Annotated in this window: 18 protein-coding genes, 2 tRNA genes, 2 rRNA genes and 1 pseudogene (1 of these 23 cut by a window edge); 4 read left to right on the top strand and 19 right to left on the bottom strand. The window is 31.1% G+C overall.

The annotated features are described in order from the left end of the window. Positions 1-3: 3 nt before the first annotated feature. The 4 genes from pdhA to porU form a co-directional block, all read right to left on the bottom strand. Positions 4-1,005 (bottom strand): pyruvate dehydrogenase (acetyl-transferring) E1 component subunit alpha, encoded by a 1,002-nt coding sequence (gene pdhA / locus AC0L4B_RS00680; protein WP_028289183.1) that lies wholly within the window; start codon positions 1,003-1,005, stop codon positions 4-6. 98 nt (positions 1,006-1,103) lie between these two features. Next, positions 1,104-1,586, bottom strand: a complete 483-nt coding sequence (cdd, locus tag AC0L4B_RS00685) for a cytidine deaminase (RefSeq protein ID WP_473438123.1) — start codon at positions 1,584-1,586, stop codon at positions 1,104-1,106. Positions 1,587-1,665: 79 nt separating this feature from the next. Next, complete coding sequence (gene porV, locus AC0L4B_RS00690; RefSeq protein ID WP_473438124.1) at positions 1,666-2,904, bottom strand: type IX secretion system outer membrane channel protein PorV; 1,239 nt, start codon at positions 2,902-2,904, stop codon at positions 1,666-1,668. A 33-nt stretch (positions 2,905-2,937) separates the two neighbouring features. Continuing rightward, positions 2,938-6,828, bottom strand: coding sequence for a type IX secretion system sortase PorU (gene porU, locus AC0L4B_RS00695; protein ID WP_473438125.1), 3,891 nt, complete (start codon positions 6,826-6,828; stop codon positions 2,938-2,940). A gap of 274 nt (positions 6,829-7,102) precedes the next feature. Between porU and gldJ the strand changes: the two genes are divergently transcribed. Then, positions 7,103-8,779: a gliding motility lipoprotein GldJ gene (gldJ, locus tag AC0L4B_RS00700; protein ID WP_473438126.1), complete on the top strand. Its 1,677-nt coding sequence runs from the start codon at positions 7,103-7,105 to the stop codon at positions 8,777-8,779. 65 nt (positions 8,780-8,844) lie between these two features. Continuing rightward, positions 8,845-10,121 (top strand): annotated as a pseudogene (locus AC0L4B_RS00705) (UDP-N-acetylmuramoyl-tripeptide--D-alanyl-D-alanine ligase). Between the two features lie 36 nt (positions 10,122-10,157). Here the strand turns inward: AC0L4B_RS00705 and AC0L4B_RS00710 are convergent. Both AC0L4B_RS00710 and AC0L4B_RS00715 read right to left on the bottom strand, forming a co-directional pair. Continuing rightward, positions 10,158-10,232: transfer RNA gene (locus AC0L4B_RS00710), tRNA-Val, on the bottom strand. Positions 10,233-10,317: 85 nt separating this feature from the next. Further along, positions 10,318-10,392 (bottom strand) — tRNA-Val (locus AC0L4B_RS00715). Between the two features lie 167 nt (positions 10,393-10,559). Between AC0L4B_RS00715 and AC0L4B_RS00720 the strand changes: the two genes are divergently transcribed. After that, positions 10,560-12,251 (top strand): hypothetical protein, encoded by a 1,692-nt coding sequence (locus tag AC0L4B_RS00720; protein ID WP_473438127.1) that lies wholly within the window; start codon positions 10,560-10,562, stop codon positions 12,249-12,251. A gap of 4 nt (positions 12,252-12,255) precedes the next feature. Here AC0L4B_RS00720 and AC0L4B_RS00725 read toward each other — a convergent pair whose 3' ends face one another. The 10 genes from AC0L4B_RS00725 to AC0L4B_RS00770 all read right to left on the bottom strand — a co-directional run bounded on the left by AC0L4B_RS00725 (position 12,256) and on the right by AC0L4B_RS00770 (position 22,344). Further along, positions 12,256-14,742, bottom strand: coding sequence for an Hsp70 family protein (locus AC0L4B_RS00725; protein WP_473438128.1), 2,487 nt, complete (start codon positions 14,740-14,742; stop codon positions 12,256-12,258). A 6-nt stretch (positions 14,743-14,748) separates the two neighbouring features. Then, positions 14,749-15,042, bottom strand: coding sequence for a hypothetical protein (locus AC0L4B_RS00730; RefSeq protein ID WP_473438129.1), 294 nt, complete (start codon positions 15,040-15,042; stop codon positions 14,749-14,751). 46 nt (positions 15,043-15,088) lie between these two features. Beyond that, a complete protein-coding gene (locus AC0L4B_RS00735) occupies positions 15,089-16,306 on the bottom strand; it encodes a bifunctional folylpolyglutamate synthase/dihydrofolate synthase (protein WP_473438130.1) in 1,218 nt (405 codons plus the stop codon). A gap of 6 nt (positions 16,307-16,312) precedes the next feature. After that, positions 16,313-16,510: a hypothetical protein gene (locus AC0L4B_RS00740; RefSeq protein ID WP_473438131.1), complete on the bottom strand. Its 198-nt coding sequence runs from the start codon at positions 16,508-16,510 to the stop codon at positions 16,313-16,315. 218 nt (positions 16,511-16,728) lie between these two features. Next, on the bottom strand, positions 16,729-17,199 hold the full coding sequence (locus AC0L4B_RS00745) for a hypothetical protein (protein ID WP_473438132.1): 471 nt from the start codon (positions 17,197-17,199) through the stop codon (positions 16,729-16,731). A 1-nt stretch (position 17,200) separates the two neighbouring features. Beyond that, entirely contained in the window at positions 17,201-17,593 is a 393-nt protein-coding gene (locus AC0L4B_RS00750; RefSeq protein ID WP_028289172.1) for an ExbD/TolR family protein, read from the bottom strand. Between the two features lies 1 nt (position 17,594). Further along, a complete protein-coding gene (locus AC0L4B_RS00755; protein WP_473438133.1) occupies positions 17,595-18,296 on the bottom strand; it encodes a MotA/TolQ/ExbB proton channel family protein in 702 nt (233 codons plus the stop codon). A 44-nt stretch (positions 18,297-18,340) separates the two neighbouring features. Then, positions 18,341-19,813 (bottom strand): sodium/proton antiporter NhaB, encoded by a 1,473-nt coding sequence (gene nhaB / locus AC0L4B_RS00760; protein WP_473438134.1) that lies wholly within the window; start codon positions 19,811-19,813, stop codon positions 18,341-18,343. A gap of 12 nt (positions 19,814-19,825) precedes the next feature. Then, the gene (locus AC0L4B_RS00765) at positions 19,826-21,052 is read right to left on the bottom strand and encodes a Glu/Leu/Phe/Val dehydrogenase dimerization domain-containing protein (protein ID WP_473438135.1); all 1,227 of its coding nucleotides are present in this window, start codon (positions 21,050-21,052) and stop codon (positions 19,826-19,828) included. 221 nt (positions 21,053-21,273) lie between these two features. Beyond that, entirely contained in the window at positions 21,274-22,344 is a 1,071-nt protein-coding gene (locus AC0L4B_RS00770) for an anhydro-N-acetylmuramic acid kinase (protein WP_473438136.1), read from the bottom strand. Between the two features lie 93 nt (positions 22,345-22,437). Between AC0L4B_RS00770 and AC0L4B_RS00775 the strand changes: the two genes are divergently transcribed. Continuing rightward, entirely contained in the window at positions 22,438-23,580 is a 1,143-nt protein-coding gene (locus tag AC0L4B_RS00775) for an acyl-CoA dehydrogenase (RefSeq protein ID WP_473438137.1), read from the top strand. Positions 23,581-23,636: 56 nt separating this feature from the next. On the opposite strand, the gene AC0L4B_RS00780 is transcribed toward AC0L4B_RS00775, so the two are convergent. The 3 genes from AC0L4B_RS00780 to AC0L4B_RS00790 form a co-directional block, all read right to left on the bottom strand. Next, on the bottom strand, positions 23,637-26,072 hold the full coding sequence (locus AC0L4B_RS00780) for a helix-turn-helix domain-containing protein (protein WP_473438138.1): 2,436 nt from the start codon (positions 26,070-26,072) through the stop codon (positions 23,637-23,639). Positions 26,073-26,308: 236 nt separating this feature from the next. Next, a 5S ribosomal RNA gene (gene rrf / locus AC0L4B_RS00785) occupies positions 26,309-26,415 on the bottom strand. A 99-nt stretch (positions 26,416-26,514) separates the two neighbouring features. Beyond that, a 23S ribosomal RNA gene (locus AC0L4B_RS00790) occupies positions 26,515-26,643 on the bottom strand; it runs 2,691 nt beyond the window's last position.

The following is a 26,643-nucleotide window of genomic DNA, read 5'->3' on the forward strand; positions in this document are numbered from 1 at the left end:
ATTTTATTTGATTTTATGGTCTATAAATGGATAATCTTCTTGCTCATATACTGCATCGTACATCACATTCTTTTCAGGATATGGAGACTCTTCAGCAAATTTCTCACATTCAGCAACATTAGCTTTAACACGTTTATCAATAACTTTGATTTCGTCTTCTGTAAGATATTCTTTTTCTAGAATTACATTTTTAACTTGTGTAATTGGATCTAGTTTTTTGTATTCTTCTACTTCGTCTTTGGTTCTGTAGTGTTGTGCATCAGACATTGAGTGCCCTCTGTAACGGTAGGTTTTTACTTCCAAGAATGTTGGACCATCACCACGACGAGCACGTTGTATAGCTTCGTCAAAAGCTTCGGCTACTTTAATAGGATTCATTCCATCAACTGGTCCACAAGGCATTTCGTAACCTAAACCTAACTTCCAAATATCTGTATGGTTTGCAGTACGCTCAACCGAAGTACCCATTGCGTATCCATTGTTTTCACAAACAAAAACTACTGGCAGCTTCCAAAGCATTGCTAAGTTAAAAGACTCATGTAATGATCCTTGACGTGCTGCACCATCACCAAAACAACAGATGGTTACACCATCAACATTATGATATTTATCACCAAAAGCGATACCAGCACCTAAAGGAATTTGTCCTCCTACAATACCATGTCCTCCGTAAAAACGGTGTTCTTTAGAAAAGATATGCATTGAACCACCTAGTCCTTTTGAGGTACCTGTAGCTTTACCATATAATTCTGCCATGACGCGTTTAGGATCAACACCCATACCTATTGGCTGTACGTGATTACGGTAAGCTGTAATCATTTTATCTTTGGTTAAATCCATTGCATGTAAAGCGCCTGCTAAAACAGCTTCTTGCCCATTATACAAGTGAAGGAAACCTCTAACCTTTTGTTGAATGTAGACTGCTGCAAGCTTGTCTTCAAACTTTCTCCAAAACAGCATGTCTTCATACCATTTTATATACGTTTCTTTTGTTACTTTTTGCATTGGTGACGTTTGTATTATTTTTTACGAATAACAAAAGTAACACATTAGTTAGTAATGAAAAAACTGAAAATAGTTATTTTGTTACGAAATCGTTTTAGTTATAAAGCTGAATTATCAAAAACAAGAGGTAAAATATTTGCTAACGAATTTGATCGTACCACTTTACCTGTTTCTCCCATAAAATATAACTCTATAGGTTTCTCTTGTTTTACTTCGTACTCTGCAATAGCTTGTCTACATGCTCCACAAGGAGGAATTGGTTCTGTTGTAGGATTGATCTGAGAACCAGCAATGATTGCCATTTTCAAAAATTTTGCTTCAGGAAATTGTGCTCCTGCATAATATATTGCTGTACGTTCTGCACATAGTCCTGATGGATAAGATGCATTTTCTTGATTGCTACCTGTAACAACTTCGTTATTATCTAACAACAAAGCAGCTCCAACATTAAATTTAGAGTATGGTGCATAAGCTTTATTACGTGCTTCCGAAGCTTTGTCCATTAAAGCTTGTATGTCCTGAGGTAACTCGGTAATACTATCAAAAACTTGTAATGTGGTTTGTATTTTTACTTCATTCATAATTTAAATATACGCAACTATTTTAGACAAAAAAACTATTGCTTTCACAATAGTTTTTTAATCTTTATTTTAATTTGTTTTAATATTCTGTATAAGTTCCTGCTCCTAAGTTAAACGTTAAAGAAAAACGTAGAGTACTCTCTAAAGGACTTTGCACTTGAGAGGCTGAGAATAAATAAGATAAGTCTACATTAATAACATTATATTTAAATCCTGCACCTAAAGCAAAAAACTTACGAGCTCCTTTTGTTTCGTGTTCATTAAAATACCCAGCTCTGAAAGCAAAAGAATCTTGGTAAGTATACTCAGCACCTAAAGCATAAGTAAACTCTTGTAACTCTTCTTTAAAACCTCCTGGAGCATCTCCAAAGGATTGAAATACACCAGATAAAAATGGTACGTCAGGATCTTGTCCTGAAATAATCACATTTGAAGCAACTGTATCTCCTAAATCATCAACATCTTCATCATAAACACCATTACCATTATTGTCTGTATAATTATATTCTGTTCCTAATTCTGGTGGCGTTGGCACTAATAATTTTGAAAATTCAGCTGTAACTGCTACTGTATTATATTGGTCTAAAATGAAATCAAATCCTCCTCCTAATCTTAGGTTAGTTGGTTGGAAGTTTTCTTGACCTTCTTCATCATACTTAAACTTTGGACCTAAATTTTGAATTGCAAATCCTCCTCTCCAACGACCATTAAAATCGCTATAAGCTTCTTCTTCACTTTGATAATAACCTGTAATATCTGCACCAAAACTACTAGCTGCTGTTGCATCAACATTATCTGTTTGTAATTTTAAATCTGATCTTAAATATCTTAAGCCAATAGCCATTCCAAATTGATCACTTAGCCTTAAAGAATAAGAAACATCTAGTGTAAATTCATTTGGTTTTTGAATTAAAGGTGTAGAAAATTCGTCTTGAACAAATTCAATTTCACCTAATGAAAAGTATCTAAACCCTACACCAAAAGCACTATTTTCGTCGATACGATTAAAGTAAGATACTGAAGCTAATCCTATATCATTAACTAATTTACTTAAGTAAGGCGTATAACTTAATGTTACTGCAGATTTACTAGTATTAAACACATTTTTAGATGCATTCCAAAATTGAGAGTATCCGTCTGGAGAGGTTGCAACACCCATATCCCCTAAACCAGCAGCTCTAGCATCTGGAGCTATAAGTGCAAAAGGAATACCTGTAGTTATAACTCTAGAGTCTGGACTATTTGGAATTACAGTTGTTTGAGCCATACTTTTCAAAGATAAAAGTAAGACTGTAGCTATTAATATTTTATTTTTCATGTATCAATTTTAGTTAACAAATATAATTTATTATTAGAGGATTACAAGTTTCTCTATTTTTTCTACGGTTTTATTTGTGCTTTGCGAGTGCACTTTTAATTTATAAATATAAGTCCCTTTCCCTATTTTATCTCCAAAATCATCACGTCCATCCCAAACAATATCTCGAGATGTCGATTTTATGTTTTTTCCTCCAGCTAATGCTGTTTGTCCATTTAATGTTCTTACCAATTTACCTGATACAGTAAATATTTGCACTGAAATATCTAAAACTTCTGAACTATTATGACTAAACCAAAACTCGGTATAATTAACAAATGGATTTGGATAATTTAGTACGTTATTTATAACTAAACTTTCATTTTCATTGTAAACAACAAATTGTATTTCGGCTGTAGCCGAATTATTATAAACATCCCAAGCTTTTAAATTTAAAGTATGTAAACCAGGCTCTAAATCTCTGAAAGGAAAATCTAAACTTCCTTTTGTATAATCATCAACATCTGTAAGGTAATAATCGTTTAACACATATGGATTAACTTCGTCTCCATCTAAAATAGCAACAATATCATGACCTATACCACTTGCTGTGTTTATTCCGTTATCGTCTTCAAATTTAGCTAAAAGTAAAGGCGATTCGTTTGTTATACCTCCTGAAACAAATGCTTCGTCATTCATGTATAACTGAATTGTTGGCCCAATATTGTCTTCTGCTGCATTTGGATTTATACCTCCAATCTTTAAAGTTTCAACACTTGCACCTGTTTTATCTTCTAGAGAGTTTTCTTGAGTCGCGTAAAAACTAACCTTTCCTGTTCCAACAGGTATACCAATATCTTTAGGAACAATAAAATCAATTTCCCATTGACCATTAGTTACTGTAGCTTGACCTCTAAAAACAATCGCACCTAATGTTTTATAATTTAACTTAATTATTCCATTAGCATCAGTTGTATTATCATTGGCTAATGTTTCACGTTCAATTTCTTTATCATAAATAGTTGTCGTTAAAACACCATTATAATTTGTTAGTGTATTTCCGTTTACATCGGTTACAACACCTTCTAATTTTGCATAACTTAAGGCCTGTAAAACATCCGTTTCTTGTGTAATTGACACGTCATTAACTTTAGTTAATCTAATATCTGGCTGAGGAAATGTAAGTTGCAAAGCAGGATCACCAATGTAAAATGCTAAACTTTTTTGCGCATTTGAAAAATTAGGATCATTTTTAGCTAACCTTAAAGCTTCGGCTATTGAAGGATATTCATAATCACTATAAATGTCATTAGAACTGTATGAAAATAAATACTCTTTCAATATTTTATTGAAGTCTTTACCAACCGTAACAAAAATCTGTCTAGTTGTTGTTATCAAACCAATGGATCCAGCGTCTTTATTCCAATAAATAAACTCACCAGCAGTAATCCTTAATGGATTATCAAATCTTGTAAACTCACATGTTACAGTTACAAACAGATTCAATTTACAATCATTATTCAAAGCTTCTGCATCTGTATTCTGAAAAATACGTTCATGAGCCAAACCGTCTTCTCCTCCATGACCAAAGTAATTTACCATTATGGCTCCTTTTTCAATCGCACTTTTCATAGCTTCCTCTACTTCAGGATAACGATCTCCTCCTGCTGAAGCTTCTTGCTGAAATGAATCCGAATGAATTTTTGTTACATTAATAAAAGGTTTAAATGCTGTTACCTCGTCACCAATTTCATCTGTTGTTTCTTGCAAAGTTGCTTCCCAAGCCTCATCAACATCATCCGATACAACAACAAAATTGTTTCGCCAGCTGCCTAAAGCTTCTTTAGAATAATAGGTTTCGACCTTATCAACCATTTGACTTGCTCTTAAAGGTGTATCAGCCAAAACTCTTCCAACAGCTATATCTAATTTATTTGCGTTATTAAACACATCTAAAGTCCCTTCGTTATCGTCAAGATAAGCGTAAAAGTCATCAGAAATGAACGAACTAGATAAGTTAAAACTACTGTAAGCATTCCAAGTTGGAAAATTATAGGTATTACTAGCAATGCGACCTTTGTAATCAAAAGATGAATCTCCAAAAATACAAAGGTATTTCACTCGATTTTCCGGAGCACTAGCATTATCATACACATACTTAACAAAATTACGTATACCAGCTATATCTGGATTACCAGAGGAAAATTCAGTATAAATTTCATCTAAAATGACAACCTTGACATTTAAATTTTTCTTATCTCTATTAATCTGAGCTAAGCGTTGAGCTTGACTTAAATGTGACCTTGTAGTTAACATTAAATAGTCAATATCTTGAAAAACACCTTGAGCATTTTGAAAAATTGTTCCTTTTAAATTAATATTATTAACACGACTATTTTGAGCTAAAACAGGTTGATAATAATTTTGAGAACTAACAGTGACAAAAGTTTTTAAATCTCCCATTGGAGCATTAAAACTTAACACATTATCTTGATTAGTATTAGGTATTGTTGTAACATCATTAATATTTGTTACGTCCCAAACCTCTTGCACCTGAGCTGCATTAGACAAATTATAATTAGCAACACCTGTAGTATTAACCGTAGTTGATTGATTTTTAAAATGAAATTGATTACCGTTAAAAGCTAAACTTCTAGTAGCCTCAATACCAATATAATCCAAATATGCTGTAGCACTAGGATTACCTTGATTGTTATAATCTAGAGTCACATTAACCTCATCACCAGTGACTAAAGTATTATCTTGAAAAGTTCCTCCTGTAACATAAATTCCGTCGGCAGAATTAGTTTGAGACAACGAAATATTACCAACTGAATTGGTATTTACACTTACACCAAAACTAGTAGCATTAGAAGAGGTCGTTGCAGTAACGACTTTAACATTAATAGGCTCGGTAGTAACTAAATTTGGAAAATTAAAATTAAAACTTTGAGTGTTTTCTACTCCAAAATTTTCTCCAAACCAACGTCTACCAACAAAAATTATATTTGTTTCATCAACTTCATGAAATTTGTAATCCTGGAATGTATCTATAACAGCTGTTGCAGCAGCAGTTGGTTGTATAAAATTTTGAATTCGTTTACCTAAACCTGAACTGATATTAATATAATAAACTGTTTTATTGGTATAAGGATTAATATTTGTATTGATATAAGAAACATCTACATCTGCAGTTGGTCCTTGTGCATAGAATAATATGTAATCTTCATTATTAAAAACACCATCATCTTCCCCTATAATTTTTATTGCATTTTCTGTAGGATCGAAAGGAAAGTTAGCATTATTTGCAAAAGGCATCATTTTTCCACCATTACCAAAAATCTTTATTGTCCTTGGATCAACAGCATCTATATTAATACCCATTTGATTTAAAAAGGATTTAGAAATTTTAAAAACTCCAGAACGCTCTACTTCAAATTTATACCAACTACCAGAACTTAAAACAGAATTTGTAATGGTCTGTATATTGTTAATAAGATTCGAGATAGCATTTGTGTTGTAACTATAATTAAATGACACTAACTTTTTATAAGCGTTCCCAACTTTTATGATTGGACTTAAAGTTAAAACAGCGTAATTAACATCTCTTGCAATTGCATTACTTAGTGTCGCATTAATATTATCAGGAATAGTATTTACGTTTAAACTTTTTAAATCGGATTTGGAAATAGAAACAAATACAGGATTACTTATAACTAATGAATTTTCATTAATTAAACTGTTGGTTTTCCATTGTTCAACAAATTGAATCCCTTTATCTAAATCAAAAGAAAAGTTTTTAGAAGGACTAAAAGAAGGTAATGTTAAACTATAACTATCCGCAGCAAATGTTTGAGGAGTATCCCAAACTATGCTTACTTTTTTATCTTGAGAAAATAATGGTAGGCTATTAAGCACAACCAACAGAAATAATATCTTTTTCATTGCATTACTAACGTCTAATTTTACATGATATTATTTATTTCTTAATAATTTCATAAAAACAAGTCAAAATTACAATAATAAAATTAAAAAACGGACGTTATAGTGTTTCAAAACAACGTTAAAAAGCATTTTCTGCATCGTTGTAAAGCAAAAAAAATAGGATGAAGTGTAATAAAAAATTATTCAAAAAAGACATTTTTACTTGTTTTCTTGGGTTTAATTCTTATATTGCGTCTCCAAAAATAACATTATTAGATTACTTAAACGTATTAATATGAAGAAAATAATTGTATCAAGGTTATTATTAACTGTAGCAGTTGCGTTAACCTTGGTTGGTTGTAAAAGGTCTGGAAGTGGCTCTAACACCTCTAGAGCTACAGGATGGCAAATTAATTCTAAAGATGGTGGGTTTCAATACAACACTAATTTTAAAGAGCAAGAAACTGCTCCTGGATTAGTATTTGTAGAAGGAGGAACTTTTACTATGGGAAGAGTACAAGACGATGTTATGCATGATTGGAATAACACTCCAAATCAACAACATGTTCAGTCTTTTTACATGGATGAAACAGAGGTTACAAACAAAATGTACCTTGAATATTTAGATTGGATTAAAAGAACTTATCCACCAGAAGAAGAAAACTACAGAGCAATCTATAATGGTGTTTTACCTGACACTTTAGTCTGGAGAAATCGTTTAGGTTATAATGAAGTTATGACTGACAACTATCTACGTCATCCAGGTTATGGAGAATATCCAGTAGTGGGTGTTAGTTGGATTCAAGCAGTTGAGTTTGCTAACTGGAGAACAGATCGTGTTAACGAACTTTCTTTACAAAGAGACGGTTACCTTAAAGAAGGTAGTAACTTAGAAGCTACAGCAGACGCTAATTTTAGTACTGATACGTATATCAACTCTCCAACTCAAACTTTTGGAGGTAATGAAGAAATTTTAAAAGGAGGAAACTTAAAACCTCAAACTAATGCTGCAGGAGACGAAATTAACGTTTACGCATCAAGAGAAACTGGATTAATTTCTCCTAAATACAGACTCCCTACTGAAACTGAATGGGAATATGCAGCTTTAGGATTATCTGAAATTAGAAGCTACAACGTTTATAGAGGACGTAAAAAATATCCTTGGGATGGACAGTACACACGTTCTGGAAGTCGTAAAATAAAAGGAGATCAATTAGCAAACTTTAAACAAGGCAAAGGTGATTACGGTGGAATTGCAGGATGGTCTGACGATGGTGCAGATATTACCGCTCAAGTTAAATCTTATGCACCAAACGATTACGGACTTTACGATATGGCTGGTAACGTTGCAGAATGGGTTGCCGATGTTTACAGACCGATAGTTGATGACGAGTTTAATGACTTTAACTACTATAGAGGAAACGTTTATACTAAAAATGCAATCAATGATGATGGTACAGTAAAAATTGTTACTACTGATGAGATTGTATTTGATACTTTGCCAAACGGAAAAGTAGTTCCTAGAGATTTACCAGGTGAAATTGCGACACAACCTATTGATGAAAATGAAACTTATTTAAGAACAAACTTTGACAGAAGTGATAACCGTAACTTTAGAGATGGTGATACACAATCTTCAAGATACTATGCAGATAGATTTGGTTATGATGAAGAAGAAACTTCTGAAGATGCGTCTACAAGAAAAATGTACAACGCACCTAAACATAACATTCAAATGGATTCTTCTGGAAATATCATTAGAGAGTATGACAAATCAAACAAGCGTACTTCTTTAATTAATGATGAAGTTAGAGTTTATAAAGGTGGATCATGGAAAGATAGAGAGTACTGGTTAGATCCAGCACAAAGAAGATATTACCCACAAAACATGGCTACAGACTACATTGGTTTTAGATGTGCTATGTCTAGAGTAGGATCTAAATCTAAAGGTCAAAGAAAATCAAAAAACTAAAAACTATTTAGTTTAAATATTAAAAGTCCTAACAAATGTTAGGACTTTTTTTATATTTTTATTTCATGAAAATAGATGAATTATACCAACTGTTTCTGGATTGTAAAGCAGTAAACACTGATACTAGAAACGTTGAAACTAATGATATGTTTTTCGCTTTAAGCGGAGAAAACTTTAATGGTAATACTTTTGCTATCGAAGCATTACAAAAAGGTGCTAAATATGCTATTATAGATGATAAAGATTACCATACATCAGATAACACTATATTAGTTTCTAACACGCTTGAAACGCTTCAAAAATTAGCAACCTACCATAGACAACAATTGGGTTTAAAAATTATTTCTTTAACGGGAAGCAATGGAAAAACAACAACTAAAGAACTTATTAATACCGTACTTAGTAAAAAGTATAACACTACTGCCACAGTTGGCAATTTAAACAATCATATTGGAGTGCCTCTTACATTACTATCCATGACTAATGCAACAGAAATTGGTATTGTAGAAATGGGAGCTAATCATAAAAAAGAAATTGAATTTTTATGTCAAATTGCTCAACCCGATTTTGGATACATAACTAATTTTGGTAAAGCACACTTAGAAGGATTTGGTGGTGTTGAAGGAGTAATTGAAGGTAAGAGTGAATTATATGACTACTTAACTTCTAACAACAAAACTATATTTTTTAATGCCGATGATAATATTCAAAAAAAGAAACTAAGCCAGTATAAAAACAGTAAAGGATATAGCCAAAATAATACTGATTATTATTTAATACATTTATTAAAAACAGATCCCTTTGTAACTTTTAAAGCTGAAGACACTACAATACAATCAAACTTAATAGGTGATTATAATTTTACTAACCTAAGTGCAGCAACACTAATAGGAAAGTATTTTGATGTTTCAATTAATGATATTAAAGCTGCAATTCAAGATTATGTACCAACAAACAACAGGTCACAAATTATAAAAAAGGATACTAATACTATTATAATGGATGCCTACAATGCAAATCCATCAAGTATGGAAGTTGCGCTACAGAATCTAAATAATCAAAATAAAAAAATAAAATTGCTATTTTAGGAGATATGTTTGAATTAGGTAACTCTGCAGATACCGAACATCAAAATATAGCAAACCTAGCAAATCATTTAAATATAGATGAAGTTATACTTATCGGAGAAAACTTTATAAAAGCTAAAATTGAAAGTAATAAGGTAAAACAATATCGCTCTTTTGAGGATTTTAAAACCCATTATAAACCAATTACAAACAGTCATGTTTTAATTAAAGGATCAAGAGGTATGGCTTTAGAAAGAGTTTTAAAACTATTATAAATAAAAAAATCCGAAACAAATGTTTCGGATTTTTTGTGGGCGCGAAGGGATTCGAACCCCTGACCCCTTGGGTGTAAACCAAGTGCTCTGAACCAACTGAGCTACGCGCCCTAATATTTAGTATTTTTAAACTAAGTCACTTTATGTCTTACGAAGTTTGAAAATAAAAATCCGAAACAGTGTTTCGGAAATTTTGTGGGCGCGAAGGGATTCGAACCCCTGACCCCTTGGGTGTAAACCAAGTGCTCTGAACCAACTGAGCTACGCGCCCTAAATATTAGGTGTGCAAATATACATTACTTTTTGATTCCTCAAAACCTTTTATTCAAAAAAAATAACTTTTTTTCGAATAAAAAATTAACTCTTTAATTTATAGTTAATAACAAAACTAAAAATTATAAATATTTTGATATTTTTGAATGCAAATAGCTACTCAATTTGAACTACATATCCATTATAGACCAACTAAATTTAGATATTGAGGCAATATCAGACTTAGATAATACTAAAATAATAAGATTACAAAAGCAATTAAAAGCTAAAGCTGTATTAGATAACAGTAGTAATTTAGGTCAATTATCTTCTATGATAGATGAACTAAAAGACGAAACGATTAGAAAGCATCACATATTTGTAGAAAAGCATCAATGGTTAAAGCAAATAATAACTGGTGACTATAGTAATATTCCTCAGAGCTCAATTAAAATACATCATGAGTCCATTGCAAATATTGATAGTTTAAAACAGTTTTTAGCACCATATTTTAAAGCACACATTAAACCTTTTTTGTCTGAAACTTTAAATAAAGGGAAGTATATCCTATTAATTAATATTGTTCTAAGTCAAAGACTTTTCACTGAAGAAATAGAGCAAATGATTATTAGTTTTTTTAGTTCTAAACTAAATTATGCTAAAGTCTATATGGAAGAAGGAAAAATAGAAGACAAGCATTACCCTGTTGCATATATCACAAATCGTAATTTCATTAAGTGTTTAAGTCAATATCCAAATTCATTTGAAGATGATATAAACGAATTAAATTCAGTTGTAATTGATATCTATAATTCTAAAAGAAAAAACACTAACAATTCTACTTTTATCTTTACTGCTAAAGCTATGGTAGCTTTTGGAGAGTTAGAAATTTCTAACTACATGCTCAAGGATATTTTAATATCAAATGCAGCAACAGCCAAACCTTACGCATTCAAAACTGGAAAATCTCAAAAAACAAAATCAGGAACAGGTGTTGGAATATGGAGTATCATAGTATTTTTAATATTAATGGTTAGAATAGCAACTAAAGTTTTTAGAAGTGATAGTAGTAGTCCGTCTAACTATTATGATCAATACGATAGAATTAATATTGGTAACACAAACGAAAACAAGAAAAATATTTTAGAAGCTATTCGTAAAATTCAAGAAAAAAAACAATTAGAGCAGCAAACTTTAGATTCAAATAATTCTGAAAATAACAATATAGAAGAAACTGTAACATTCAAAAACAACAATACTATTAAAACTATAACATTACCAAACACATATGGTAATAGGTATAAATCAAAAAATCATATAAGATTTATTTACAGCTTAAAGCTGAAAACAAAACGAGAGGATCAAGAAAAAAATCCAAAACCAACCACACCTATAACTGCATTTACAAATGCCTATCCAAAAACATTTAACACTATTGAATCTTCAGAAAACAGAGTAAACAATTATAGTTTACTTAAAAACAATAGTAATAACGACCTTGTTGTTTTTAGACTAACCCAAGGTATAGACCAAACTATTTATATACCTAAAGAAGAAACAAGGTATATTAATATTAAACAAGGAGACTCATTGTTATTTTATACAGGTCAATATTTTTCTCCAGGACGTTTCTCTCATTTTAAAACTCGATCAGAATTATCAAGCTTATATAAAATAAAGACATTGGACACTAAAGCCAATACTGAAATAAATATTTTACCATATAGTCAAGAAGTAAAATTCAATAAAGATTTTAAGACTAATAAAACTACTATTGACACTTTTTTACGTGATCATATTAACACCAATAAGCTAGAACTTGAGTCCTTAAATATTGATTACATATATACAAAATGGTATAAAAATAAATACAACTAGATAATTACCTTAAACCTGTTTTACTATCATCTTTAAATTGCTTTTGCTTCTCTTTTTCTCTGTCTGGTAATAAGGCGTATAAAGCATAAACAATATGTTTTAAAGATTTGTAATCTTTACGCTCGATAGCTTCATCACCTTGCTTCATTAACTTATCGGCCTTTTTAGTATCTGTAAAACCTGAAGTGTATTTTAGACCAAAAAAATAGGATATAAAATTCTCATCACTAGACTGTATAATTGAATTAAACAAGACATCTAATTCTTTTATTTTAGCTCTAATTAAATATTTATCACCAGAATTAATAACTTCTTTTTCGTTAGCAATAACCTTAAGATATTTAGGCCTGTATTTTTCGTTTTCTTCTTTATTAACTTCCCATTCTAAACTTTCTTTAGAATGATTGTACTCTTCAATCTCTAAAGCTATAACCTTGTTTCTAGTTAGCGTGTCAAAAGTTTGTATAAGCTTACGTTTTTGATCGTCTAATTGGTATTTTTTATCAGAGACATCATCATCATTTAGTAACGTCGTTTCAATCTGAACTTCAATTAAACCAACTCTTAATTGTTCTAGCTTATTAGAATACTCAAAATTTTCTTCTTCAACTTGTTCTTTAATAAGGTATTCTACATCAGATAAAACCGCATTAATTTCCATGTTTATTTTAGAAATACTGATAGTGCGTTCTGACTGACTAAAAACATTTTTAAATTCTTGATCACAAGCTTGTAGATAGACATTTATTTTTAAATCTCTAGACTCAGTAATCTCTACTTCTATTTCAATATCAGTTCCTTTTATTAAATCTTCTTCAAGATCTTTTCCAGAAAACTCGATATACCCAATACTTAAACCTGAACTTGGTAAGCCTTTAGATTGCCCTTCGACAATATTAATGATTAGATTAGCATCAGAATCCTTAAGTATAGTTTTAGATGCTGTTTTGTATATTTTTTTCTTTAATGGAAGAATACTTCCTTTTCTAAAAATCTGTTCTAATCTGGTAACCGAAGCATCAATATCATCAATTTCCATACAAATATCTATAGGTAACGGTTGTCCCAAAACATTGTAACTTCCTTGATTTATTGCTATTGTATTAATAGTTTTTAAAGGATTTAACTGTTGATCTAAAACTTGAATTTTAAATCGGTTTAATTGCCCCTTTAAAAGCGGTACAAACTCGGCAAAGCCTCCATTTTCAATTATTTTTATTCCAGAATCATAACCACCATCCGTTCTGGTTACTCTGTATTTTAAGTCTTTACCAGAAACTTTACATGTGATTAACTCTTCTAAATCTCTAGTGTTTTGCTCGTAAAAAATCTGAGTTTCAATACTACTCTCCTCCTCTACTATAATTGTTTTTTCTGTTTCAATAGTTGTAGGTTTAGATCCAGCAAAGTAAGCTGCTCCATCTACAACTGCAGATGTTGGATCTATACTAGAATCTACCAAAATACCGGTTTCTTCTTTAATACGTTGTTTAATTAATGGCACATAAGTACTACCTCCAATTAATATTAGACGTTCTATTTGTGAGTTTAATAATTGATTTTGAGAAATTACTTTTTTAATAAACGTAATGGTTTGCTCAACTTTAGGAGTAATAACAGCTTCAAATTCTGCTCTTGTTATTACAATTTGATCAAAAACATTATCATCATTAATATCAATATCTATTTCAATTTCTGTTTCAGGATAAACAGATAATTCTTTTTTAGCTTCTTCAGCTTTTTTAAGCAACTCAAAATACAAACCTTTATATTGACTAGATTTAGATTTAATATCTTTCCAAAGGTTAGTAATATTAGCTATAACCTCAATTTTTGGAACAATTATTTTCTCTACAATAAGATTATCAAAATCTGCGCCTCCTAAAAAATTATCTCCTTCATTATCTATAACTTTTAATTCTCTGTCATTGACTTCTACTAAAGCTACATCAAAAGTCCCTCCTCCAAAATCATAAACAATCCAATTTTTAGATGTTTCTATATCCAAATTAGACTGATTTGCAAAAGCTAAACATGCTGCAATAGGTTCTTGCAACAAAACAACTTCTTTAAAACCTGCTAAATAACCTGCTTTTTTAGTCGCGTTAGATTGTATAGTATCAAAAGATGCTGGAATTGTTATTACAGCAGTTTGTAATTGATCTGTATCTGTAACAAAGTTTTTTAATTCTTTTAAAATTAAAGAAGATAAGTCTATTGGAGACATTTCTTTATCAATAGACGGTATAAAATAAGTTTCTTGTGTACCCATTTTACGTTTAAAAAGCATGCAAACATTTTCTGCATCTTTCTCTAAATAATCTAAAGCTTTATCTCCAATAATCGTGCGATTACCTCTAAAAGCAACACAAGAAGGTAAGGTTTGTTTTAAACCCAAAGGGTTATTATATATTTTAACAGCACCATTATTATAATTAGCAATTAAGCTGTTTGTGGTACCTAAATCAATAGCAAAGTTAATGGTCTTCATTGGGTGTTATTCTACAATTACAATTCCTTTTTGTACTAAAACATTTTGGTTATCCGTTTTTTTATAAACTATAGGTTTTAGTACTTTAACAATTTTCATTTGTCCATTAAAATCACCAGTAATATTGGCTTCAACGTCTGTCATTTCGTTTCGGTATGTTTGACCAATTGGATTAACAATATGATAACCCAAAGTTTCGAATTCATGATTAATCCTATCAATATTTCTATTGAAAATTGTCAAATTTTCTTTATTACTTTTTAATTGAATAGAAAATATTTGATTGATTATCTCTAACATTTTTAAGATGAATTAAATGAAAGTGTAAGATACAATTTATATGAAATTAAACCACTTCAGCAACCACAAAAGTACTTCCTCCGATATAAATTACGTCATCAACCGAAGCTGTGTTTAATGCTGTATTGTAAGCTTCTTCAACCGAAGCGTAAGACTTACCTGTAAATCCATTATCCAAAAAAGATTGCATTAACATATTGGCATCCAAACCTCTTGGCACATTTGGTTTACAAAAATAATATGTTGCTTGTTTTGGTAATAAAGGTAAAATAGAAACCAGGTCTTTGTCATTAACAACTCCAAATACAATATGAAGTTTGGAGTGTTTTTCTTGCAATAATTGCTGCATTACTAAGGTTAAACCTTCTTTATTATGAGCTGTATCACAAATAACTTTAGGAGCTATATTTAATATTTGCCAACGTCCTTTTAAACCTGTATTTTTAACCGAATGATGTAATCCGTTAACAATATTATCGTCAGATATTTTATATCCTTTTTTATTAAGTAGGTTTACGGTTTGCACAACTCCTTTTATGTTCTTGAATTGATAGCTTCCTTTTAAATCTGTTGTAAACGTTTTGGTAATTAATTGATCCGCAAAATAGATTGGACTGCTATTTTTTTCCGCGAAAGCGTTAAAAACATCCTGAGTATCTGGTTGTGTTTCGCTAATAACAACAGGGATATTTGGTTTGATAATACCTGCTTTTTCTGAAGCTATTAAACTTAAAGTATCACCCAAAAACTGTACATGATCTAATCCTATATTAGTGATTAAAGACACCTCAGGAGTAATAATATTTGTTGAATCTAAACGACCTCCTAAACCGACTTCAATAACTGCAAAATCAACTTTTTGTTTTGCAAAATAATCAAAAGCCATTCCTACTGTCATTTCAAAAAAAGACAATGAATTATCTTCAAAAAAGGATTTGTTTTCTTCTATAAAATCAATAACAAATTGCTTAGTAACTTCTGTGCCATTAATTTTAATACGCTCTCTAAAGTCTTTTAAATGTGGAGAGGTATATAATCCAACTTTATAACCAGCTTCCTGAAGTACAGATGCTAACATGTGACTACTAGAGCCTTTACCATTGGTACCTGCTACGTGTAAAGATTTAAATTTATGTTGTGGATTATTAAGGTAATTAGCTAATTTAATAGTGTTTGATAAGTCTTTTTTAAATGCTGTTTGACCTTGCTTTTGATACATTGGAAGTTGAGAAAACATCCAATTTACAGTCTCTAAATAAGTCATGATAGTTTATTGACCTAATTTAAAATTGATACTTACAAATCCTATTTGACGTTCTGGTGCATTACTGTCTGGAGCCCATTTATGGGTTAATGCTATTTTACGAGCAGGTTCTAATAAACAAGCTGCAGTGTTTTTGGTGCCTTTAACTCCTGGAACCGCTTTTACAACTTTACCGGAACGGTCTACTTCAATTTGTACGACCACAAGTCCAGACTCGTTACAATCCTGAACAATAGTGTTAAACCTAGGCTTACCTCTTCCGTTTAAACCATATCCTACACCATTACCACTTCCTTTTCCTGTACCATCGCCAAATTTACTTGGTCCATAAGAGTTACCTGATCCAGAACCATTACCTGGTCCATTTCCAGGACCATTACTATTAGAGTCCGATGCATTTTCTGAATTACTAATTCCGTTTATTAAAGCATCATTAGCTTTTCTAATCTCATCTTGTCTCTTTTTTCTGCTGCTTCAGCAGCAGCTTTAGCTGCTTTTGCAGCTTGCTCTTTAGCTAATTGGTCTGCTTTAGCTTTGGCTATAGCGTCGTTTTCTTTTTTAGCTTGTTCTTGCTGTTTTTTAATGGCAACAGCGTCTTCATCCTCTTGTGTGATGACGTCTTCTTTTGACGTAGGTGCAGCAGCAGCTTCCTGTTGCTGTACTTCTTCTTGAGGATTAGTCTCTTCTGGCTGTGTTTTAGTTGGTGCTGCTGCTTGAGCTGGTGCACCTCCTCCACCTCCAGAAGAACCTCCAAAGTTAATGGCTACACCATATTCTTCTGGTGGATCCATATAATTTTGACCAACTACAAATAGAAGCAATAGCAATATCAGCATAATTAATGCTGTTATTTTTGCTGAATTCTTTTCGTGTTTGGTTTTTAAATATTTCATCTTATTGTGCTTTTACTGCCAATGACGATTTGATTTTATTTCGGTTTGCAATGTCCATAATAAATACGACATGTTGCATTTCTACACTTTCATCAGATCTAATAGTAATCGTTGGAGAGTCTACATTACCAACTTTTGCTAATACTTCTGCTTCTAATTTATCTTTAGAGACTTGCTTCATATCTACATAATAGTTAACGTTTTTGTCAACGCTTACAGATACGTTTTTAGTCTGTGTGGTTTTACTTGATGATTTAGGTAATAATAAATCAATAGCTTCTGCCGAGACTAAAGTTGATGCAATCATAAAAAAGATAAGCAGCAAGAACACGATGTCTGTCATAGACGACATGTTAAATTCTGGTGTTACTTTATTTCTTCCTCTTAATCGCATATTAACTAGGTTCGTTTAATAAATCTAAAAATTCAAGCGAGTTAGCTTCCATTTGATATACAACTTTATCAGTTTTAACAACTAAATGGTTGTATGCAATGTATGCTACAATACCTACTATTAAACCACCTACAGTAGTTGTCATTGCAGTATATAAACCATCTGCTAACGTTTTAATATCTATCGATCCACCAGAATTTGCAATTTCAAAAATAGATAAAATCATCCCTATTACTGTACCAAGAAAACCAATCATTGGTGCTGCTCCAGATATAGTTGCTAATACACTTACATTTTTTTCTAAACTATAAATTTCTAGTCGTCCTGCATTTTCAATAGCTGTATTAATATCGTCTAAAGGTTTACCAATCCTAGAAACCCCTTTACTAATTAATCTGGATACAGGTGAATCTACTGTTGTGCATAAATTTTGAGCGGACTCTATTTTACCATTACTAACGTAATCTTTAATTTGATTCATAAAGTTTGAATCAATTTTTGAAGCGTCTTTTATAGCAAAGATTCGTTCAAAATAAATGTAAACTGCCATGACTAATAACACAAATAGTAATGCGATAATAATCATACCTGCAGTACCTCCTGTTGTTATTAACTCGATTATTGATAATGTTTTTTCAACTGGTTCTCCTTCTGCTAATGGATCTACCGCTTGAGCAGTGTCTTGAATTAATGTACTTATCATATTAAGTTTTTATTTAAATATCTAACGCTAATCTTTTAATTAAATTATACTAAAACAATTTTTACCATAACATAACCTAACACACCTAATACAATTGTATAAGGTAATGCCATTTTAACCATCTTACCGTAAGATAAATTGATTAATGGAGCTAATGCTGAAGTTAATAAAAATAAGAATGCTGCTTGACCGTTTGGTGTTGCTACACTTGGTAAGTTTGTACCTGTGTTAATCGCAATTGCTAATTTTTCGAAATGCTCTCTATCAATTGCACCACTTTTAAATGCTTCTTGAACTTCTCCTATATATACTGTTGCAACAAATACATTGTCACTAATCGCAGACAGGAAACCGTTAGCTAAATAAAATAAACCTGGCTGTGCTGCTGGATCTTGTTTTAAAGCCCAATTAATAATAGGACTAAATAAGTGTTGGTCATGTATCATGGCAACAATCACAAAAAATACAACAAGCAAACCTGTAAATGGTAATGCTTCTTCAAAAGCATGTCCTAATTGATGCTCATCAATAATACCCATAAATGCAGTTTGGAAAATAATTAAAGCTAATCCAATAAATCCAACTGGAGCAATATGTAATGCTAATCCCATGATTAACAATACTGCTGCTACACCTTGAACTATAAGTGCATATTTTTGTTTGTCAGTTCTGTTTTTGTCTTCTTCAATTGTATAATTTTCGATAATTCCAGCAACAACAGGAGGTAGTTTTTCACCAAAACCAAAAGATCCTGTTAGCTCTAAAATTACTGTTGTTAATAATCCTGCTATTAATACTGGAATGGTAATTGGTGCCATTTGTACGAAAAACTCGATAAAGTCCCATCCTAATCTTTCACCAATCAATAAATTTTGAGGTTCACCAACTAAAGTACAAACACCACCTAAAGCCGTACCTACAACTCCATGCATGATTAAACTTCTTAAAAAGCTTCTAAATTGTTCTAGAGTTTCACCACTTAATTCTTCTCTATCTTTTACTCCACTTGAGTCATAATCTGCTTCACTAGAATGAATTTTGTGATAAACACCATAAAATCCTACAGCAACACTAATTAATACAGCTGTTACTGTTAAAGCATCTAAAAAGGCTGATAAAATAGCTGATAGAAATACAAATAATAGAGATAAAACTACTTTAGATTTTATTTTAGTAAATACTTTACTAAAGATAAACATCAGTAATGGTTTCATGAAATAAATACCTGCTACCATGAATACTAAAAGTAGAATTACTTCTAAATTTTGATCAACTTCATGATACGCGTTTTCAGGAGATGTTAATCCTAAAGCAATAACCTCAATTGCTAATAATCCACCAGATTGTAACGGATAACATTTTAAAGCCATGGCTAGAGTAAAAATAAACTCAGCAATAAAAAGCCATGAAGTCACAGTTTTTCCTAATACGAAAAAAGAAAAAATGTTAAAAATTAAAAAACTAATCATGGTTAGTTTAAACCATTTTGGGCTATTCCCTAAAAAATTCTTGAACATATTAATTATATTTTAAATAAGTTGTTTTAGTGCTATTTCAAAAGCAGTTTTGCTAATTTCCTTTTTAGAAGCATTTTTAGCATGTACGTTTTGTATAGCTTTTTTGATAATATTAGAAGTATCATTAAAGATCGCTTCATCTGTCATTTGTACTTTACGTTCCATAAAGTAGGCAAATACACGAGCCATACCACAGTTTGAAATAAAATCTGGTATAAGGCTTACACGCTCATCAGTTTGTTCCATGATTGATCCAAAGAAAATTTCTTTATCAGCAAAAGGTACATTTGCACCACATGATACAACTTCTAAACCTGTGTTTATCATTTGATCAATTTGATCTTGTGTTATTAATCTTGAAGCTGCACAAGGTGCAAAAATTTCGGTTTTTAAAGACCAAACACGTTCATTCATTTCGGCAAAAGGAATCATATTATCTGTTGATAATGTGTTTCCGTTTTTAGTTAAAAAGAAATTTTTAATCTCTTCAAAAGAAAATCCGTCTTCGTTAATAACTCCTCCAGAAATATCAATAATACCAACTACTTTGGCTCCCATTTGAGCTAAATAATAAGCTGCTGCAGACCCAACGTTTCCAAAACCTTGTACAACTGCACGTTTGCCTTTTACGCTTCCTCCATAAATATCATAATAATGTTTTACAGCTTCTGCAACACCATAACCTGTAATCATGTCTGCTACAGTATATTTTTTTGCAACATCTGGAGAAAAATTAGTGTTTTCTAACACTTTTATAACACCTTGACGTAATTGTCCAATACGGTTTATTTTATCTGCTTCGGTTGGTTTAAAGTGTCCATTAAAAACACCTTCTTGTGGATGCCAGACTCCAGATTCTTCTGTAATTGGAATTACTTCATGTATTTCGTCTACATTTAAGTCTCCTCCTGTACCATAATAACTTTTAAGTAATGGTGATACTGCTTTATACCAACGTTCTAAAACGCCTTTTTTTCTTGGGTCTTTTGGGTCAAAGTTTATCCCTGATTTTGCACCACCAATAGCTGGTCCAGAAACAGTAAATTTAACTTCCATTGTTTTTGCTAAAGACAACACTTCATTCATGTCCAGTCCTTTACGCATTCTGGTTCCTCCTCCTGCTGCTCCTCCTCTAAGTGAGTTTATGACAGTCCATCCTTCTGCTTCAGTTTCGGAATCTTTCCAGTTAAATATGATTTCTGGTTCTTTATTTTCGTAAATTTTTAATAAGTCTTTCATTATTGATTTTGGTTTCAACTTTAATATTTTCTTTTAAATCGGAGAATAATATTAAGGTAGCTAAAGTTGATTCATCTTAAGAAGTATTAGATTTTATTAGTTCAACAAATATAAAAAAACAAAAAATGCATTTTAATAGTTAAAGCATTTTTATTGTGATAATTTAATGTTAATATGCTTAAGGCTTCTGAATCCTAAACATATAGCATAACTAATGATAATTATGGGTTATATTTATAAATATTACCTGAGGAGTGGTCTTTTGAAGCTCCTGTTACGGATTTTAAACAATTATTTTGATTTATTAAGCGTAATACACCAAGAAAGCCAAAAATTAAGGCTTCCTTAAACTCGATTATTTTTGTTGAAGGTATGACAATTTTATTTGAAGTTAATGCTTGAATTTCTTCTATTAAAAATGAATTAAAAACACCTCCTCCTGTGGCTAATACCGAAGCTTTATTTGTTTGATTTATTATTGCAGCTATTTGTTGTGCACAGTGTTTTACGTAAGTGTGCAAAATGTCTTCTGTTTTTAAATTATAACTATCTATTAACGGAAAAATGTTTGTCTTTACCCACTCCAATCCTAAAGATTTTGGATGTTTTTGTGTATAAAATGGTAAGTCATTTAACTGTTGTAATAATGGTTGACAAATGTTTCCGTTTCTGGCAATGCTTCCTTTGTTGTCAAAACTTAAACCTAAACTGTTGACGTATTTATTAAGGACTATATTTACTGGACAAATATCAAATGCTATGCGTTGGTTTTCTGCTTGACAGGAAATATTAGCAAATCCACCCAAATTTAGACACCAAGTGTATTGATTAAATAATAATTGATCACCAATAGGTACTAAAGGAGCACCTTGACCTCCTAACATAACATCCTGAACTCTAAAATCGCACACAACATTTTGCTTAATTAATGTTGCTAACTTAGGTAAGTTTCCTATTTGTAACGTATAACCTAAATCAGGTTGATGCAAGGCTGTATGACCATGAGAGCATACTGCATCTATAGTTTTTATGTCATTTTCTTGGATAAATTTATTAATTACTTTGGCTAAATAGCTAGTATAATCTTGATCTAAACTTGCTAATTGTAAAGGGTTTAAATCTGTTAAGCTTTTTAGCCTATTAGTCCAATCCTGAGAATAGGCTATGGTTGTGGCTTTATTGATTTTGAAGCTCCAATCGGTTTCTTTTTTAAATGAAATTAAAGCTAGATCTATACCATCTAAAGAGGTACCAGACATCACACCAATTACGCAAAACTTGTCTTTAATCATATCCTGTAAAAATAACTATATCGATTGAAAAAATGCTAATAAAAACTTATCTTTGCGTACAATTTTTATTAAATCAACAATCTTATATAAATTATGGATTTAAGCCTAACTGAAGAACATATCATGATTCGCGATGCTGCTCGCGATTTTGCACAAACAGAATTATTACCAGGAGTTATCGAACGTGATAACGCACAAACGTTTCCAGACGAATTGGTAAAAAAAATGGGAGCTCTAGGTTTTATGGGAATTATGGTAGACCCTAAGTATGGAGGAAGTGGTATGGATGCTATTTCTTACGTATTAATTATGGAAGAATTATCAAAGATTGATGCCTCTGCTTCTGTAATGGTGTCTGTTAACAACTCTTTAGTTTGCTATGGTCTTGAAGCTTTTGGTACAGAAGAACAGAAACAAAAATATTTAACAAAATTAGCTTCTGGCGAATCTATAGGAGCATTTTGTTTAAGTGAGCCTGAAGCTGGTAGTGATGCAACGTCGCAAAAAACTACTGCTATTGACAAAGGTGATCACTACATTATTAATGGGACAAAAAACTGGATTACTAATGGTGGTCGTAGCGATGTATATTTAGTAATCGCACAAACAGATAGAGAAAAAGGACATAAAGGTATTAATGCTTTTATTGTTGAAAAAGGAACTCCTGGTTTTGATATTGGACCTAAAGAAGATAAATTAGGAATTAGAGGAAGTGATACACATACTTTACAATTTAACGACGTTAAAGTACCTAAAGAAAACCGTATTGGTGAAGATGGATTTGGATTTAAGTTTGCAATGAAAACTTTATCTGGAGGACGTATTGGTATTGCTGCACAAGCTTTAGGTATTGCTTCTGGTGCTTATGAATTAGCTTTAAAATACAGTAAAGAGCGTAAGGCTTTTGGTACAGAAATTTGTAACCATCAAGCTATTGCTTTTAAATTAGCTGATATGCATACTGAAATAGAAGCAGCACGTATGTTAGTCATGAAAGCTGCTTGGGATAAAGACCAAGGTAACAACTATGACATGTCTAGTGCTATGGCTAAATTATATGCTAGCAAAGTTGCAATGGAACAAACGGTTGAAGCTGTGCAAATACATGGTGGAAATGGTTTTGTTAAGGAATACCATGTAGAGCGTTTAATGCGTGATGCAAAAATCACACAGATTTATGAAGGTACTTCTGAAATACAAAAAATAGTAATTTCTAGAGGTGTTATTAAAGGGTAATCTTTAATTAAAATATAATGCTAAAAAGGCTTTAAATTAAATTTAAAGCCTTTTTTTTATTTTGAAATTTCGTCTAAAACTAATCGTATTTCTCCATAAGTATACTTATCATCTATTTGATGTTTTAAATCGGATAGATTTTCAAATTTATGTTTTGGTATTATGTCTTTAAGTTCTTTATAATGTTTTTCAGATATTAAATCGGTAATTTTAACTTCTCCTGTAGCAATAAAACTAGCCAAATGACCAATTATAGTATTAACATTTAAATCGCGCTCAAAAGCAATTTGCTCGACTGATTTACCAGCTTTAAAAATCTGTAAAGAAGTTAACATAGTGTCTCCTTTTTTACGCTTAGGTTTTGGCTTATCAAAAACTTCAATAGCTTTTGAAGTTTCAATATCATTTTCATCACAGTAATCGGTAATAACTTTTAGTATTTCATTTCCATACTTCTCAACCCTTGTTTTACCAAAACCATTAATTTTAAGTAACTCGTTTTTATTGGTTGGTAAGGTTTCGCACATTTCATATAATGACTTTTGAGTAAAAATTTGAAAATGAATTAAATCTTCTCGCTCTGCTATTGTGTTTCTTAATTCTCTTAAAAGTTCAAATAACTCGACATTGGTAGTTCCATCAACAACAGATGTTCTTGATTTTTTAGGTTTTTCTTTAGTTAAGAAAACAGACTTGGCTCGTAATTCCAAGAATGTATTTACTTTGAAGCCTTTATTTAAATTTGAAAAATAGAGTGTTTTTATGGCTATTAACTCTTCAACAGTATCTAATTGTTTATTAAAATCTTTTTCTAGATTTTTATTATCTGTCGAAAAATTGAATGTTTTATAACTATCAATAATCTTAGAATCTGTTTGTGCTTTAAAATAATTTATAGCCTTAATAAATCTTTCCTGAATTTGATCACTTGATTCTGGAAGTAGAGCTTTAGAGGTTAACTCAGACAATTGGGCTTTAAAACCATTTGCGACTTTTAATAAAGAAGCAACAGTATCTTTAATTGTAATTAAAGGAGCTTCTATATTACCTTGAAAACTTCCTATGTTTTTATAATAAATATCTAAAATTCGATTAACAGGATATAAAAATTGATAAAAATTGAAAATTTCAGAAATTAGACCTAACTGATAACTAGATTTAGATTCGTTTAAAATTAACTCAGTAGGTTGATTAGCCTCAGCTTCTTTATTAAATTGAATTACATTATTATCACTAATAATTTGGTTAGAAGTAATCTTACTTTTAAGTACCAAGCCCTCTAATGACTTACATCTACTCAAAGCAACGTAAGTCTGTCCATGTGCAAAAGCCCCTTCAGCATCAATAATAGCTTTATCAAAAGTTAAACCTTGACTTTTATGTATGGTTATCGACCAAGCTAAACGTAATGGCATTTGGGTATAAGAACCAATTTTGTTTTCGGTAATTGCTTTAGTTTCTGGATCTACATTATAATTAATATTATCCCAAACTTCAGGTTTTGTAATTATATTAAATTCATCATCAGGACATTTAATAACAACTTCATCCTTATCTAATAGTATTACTTTCCCTATTTTACCATTAAAGTAACGTTTTTCAATTGAGCTATCATTTTTTACAAACATAACTTGAGCACCAACCTTTAAAACTAATTCAACTTTATTAGGGTAAGAAAATTCAGGAAATTTACCTTCAACTTTCGCTTTGTAAATTTTTTCTTTACCTTTTAAATTAGCTAAAGCTGAATTATTCACTTGTTCAGCTTTCCTATTATGTGTTGTTAATGAAATATAACCGTCATTATCCGATGGGATGAAATTCGGGTTATAACGTTTATTTAATTCTTCAGTTGAAGCTTTTGATAGAGTGTTAGTCCTTATTTCATTTAAGATATCAATAAACTTAGGATTATCTTGTCTATATATATGTTTCAGTTCAACAGAAATTGGTTGACATCCTTGATAAGCATAACTACTAAAGAAAAAAGGATTTTTATAAAATTGTTTTAATAAATGCCAATCATTATCTTTTACAACAGGAGAAAGTTGTTGCAGATCTCCTATCATTAAAATCTGTACACCTCCAAATACAACTTTTCGATCTCTAAACCGTCTTAAGGTTTTATCAATTCCATCAAGAAGATCAGCTCTAACCATACTAATTTCATCAATTATTAATAAATCCATAGACTTAATAATATTGATTTTAGTCTTACTAAACTTTCTTTTAAAACCTGAAGGGGTATTTAAATCATCATTAGGTAATATAGGCCCGAAAGGTAATTGAAAAAAAGAATGAATAGTAACACCTTTAGCATTTATAGCAGCAACACCAGTTGGAGCAACAATTACAATTCTTTTTAATGAATCACGTTTTAATTTATGAAGAAAAGTTGTTTTACCTGTTCCAGCTTTACCTGTTAGAAAAATATTTCTATCAGTATTATTTACAAAATTGTTAGCTAAAATTAAGTCTTTATTTATTTCCATTGAAGATTAATAATGTATGGTAATATAAATAATGCTATTTTATAAATAAAGAAATACTCTTTAAATTCTTAATGATTTATCATACAGGACTAAAACCTTCTTAAATTTCTACCTCTAAAGGTTAAAGCATTCTTTAATTCTGTAGTTAATTTAAGCTATGACGAGTATTGTATTTAATAATGTAGTAAAGTATATACCAAAAAAATCCTCAACAAATAAATGTTGAGGATTCTCTAAAAAGGCGACGACCTACTCTCCCACAATGTAGTACCATCGGCGCAAATGGGCTTAACTTCTCTGTTCGGAATGGTAAGAGGTGAGCCCCATCGCTATAATCACCTTAAATCTTTCGGTGTGTGTAGAATACTCTACTTAACCGTATATAATAACATATTGAAAAAATATTCATGAAAATAATATTGAACTTTATAAAAAACAGGCGTACAATAAGCCTATGGGTTATTAGTACTACTTGGCTATGACATTACTGCCTTTACACCTATAGCCTATCAACGTGGTCATCTCCCACGACCCTTTAAAGAAATCTCATCTTGTGGTGGGTTTCGCGCTT

It is taken from the genome of Olleya sp. NP1-10 (assembly GCF_055804415.1).

Excerpts from the sequence above, each read along its gene's own strand:
- pdhA (WP_028289183.1), bottom strand. The coding sequence starts at position 1,005 with ATGCAAAAAGTAACAAAAGAAACGTATATAAAATGGTATGAAGACATG.
- cdd (WP_473438123.1), bottom strand. The coding sequence starts at position 1,586 with ATGAATGAAGTAAAAATACAAACCACATTACAAGTTTTTGATAGTATT.
- porV (WP_473438124.1), bottom strand. The coding sequence starts at position 2,904 with ATGAAAAATAAAATATTAATAGCTACAGTCTTACTTTTATCTTTGAAA.
- porU (WP_473438125.1), bottom strand. The coding sequence starts at position 6,828 with ATGAAAAAGATATTATTTCTGTTGGTTGTGCTTAATAGCCTACCATTA.
- gldJ (WP_473438126.1), top strand. The coding sequence starts at position 7,103 with ATGAAGAAAATAATTGTATCAAGGTTATTATTAACTGTAGCAGTTGCG.
- AC0L4B_RS00725 (WP_473438128.1), bottom strand. The coding sequence starts at position 14,742 with ATGAAGACCATTAACTTTGCTATTGATTTAGGTACCACAAACAGCTTA.
- AC0L4B_RS00730 (WP_473438129.1), bottom strand. The coding sequence starts at position 15,042 with ATGTTAGAGATAATCAATCAAATATTTTCTATTCAATTAAAAAGTAAT.
- AC0L4B_RS00735 (WP_473438130.1), bottom strand. The coding sequence starts at position 16,306 with ATGACTTATTTAGAGACTGTAAATTGGATGTTTTCTCAACTTCCAATG.
- AC0L4B_RS00745 (WP_473438132.1), bottom strand. The coding sequence starts at position 17,199 with ATGAAATATTTAAAAACCAAACACGAAAAGAATTCAGCAAAAATAACA.
- AC0L4B_RS00750 (WP_028289172.1), bottom strand. The coding sequence starts at position 17,593 with ATGCGATTAAGAGGAAGAAATAAAGTAACACCAGAATTTAACATGTCG.
- AC0L4B_RS00755 (WP_473438133.1), bottom strand. The coding sequence starts at position 18,296 with ATGATAAGTACATTAATTCAAGACACTGCTCAAGCGGTAGATCCATTA.
- nhaB (WP_473438134.1), bottom strand. The coding sequence starts at position 19,813 with ATGTTCAAGAATTTTTTAGGGAATAGCCCAAAATGGTTTAAACTAACC.
- AC0L4B_RS00765 (WP_473438135.1), bottom strand. The coding sequence starts at position 21,052 with ATGAAAGACTTATTAAAAATTTACGAAAATAAAGAACCAGAAATCATA.
- AC0L4B_RS00770 (WP_473438136.1), bottom strand. The coding sequence starts at position 22,344 with ATGATTAAAGACAAGTTTTGCGTAATTGGTGTGATGTCTGGTACCTCT.
- AC0L4B_RS00775 (WP_473438137.1), top strand. The coding sequence starts at position 22,438 with ATGGATTTAAGCCTAACTGAAGAACATATCATGATTCGCGATGCTGCT.
- AC0L4B_RS00780 (WP_473438138.1), bottom strand. The coding sequence starts at position 26,072 with ATGGAAATAAATAAAGACTTAATTTTAGCTAACAATTTTGTAAATAAT.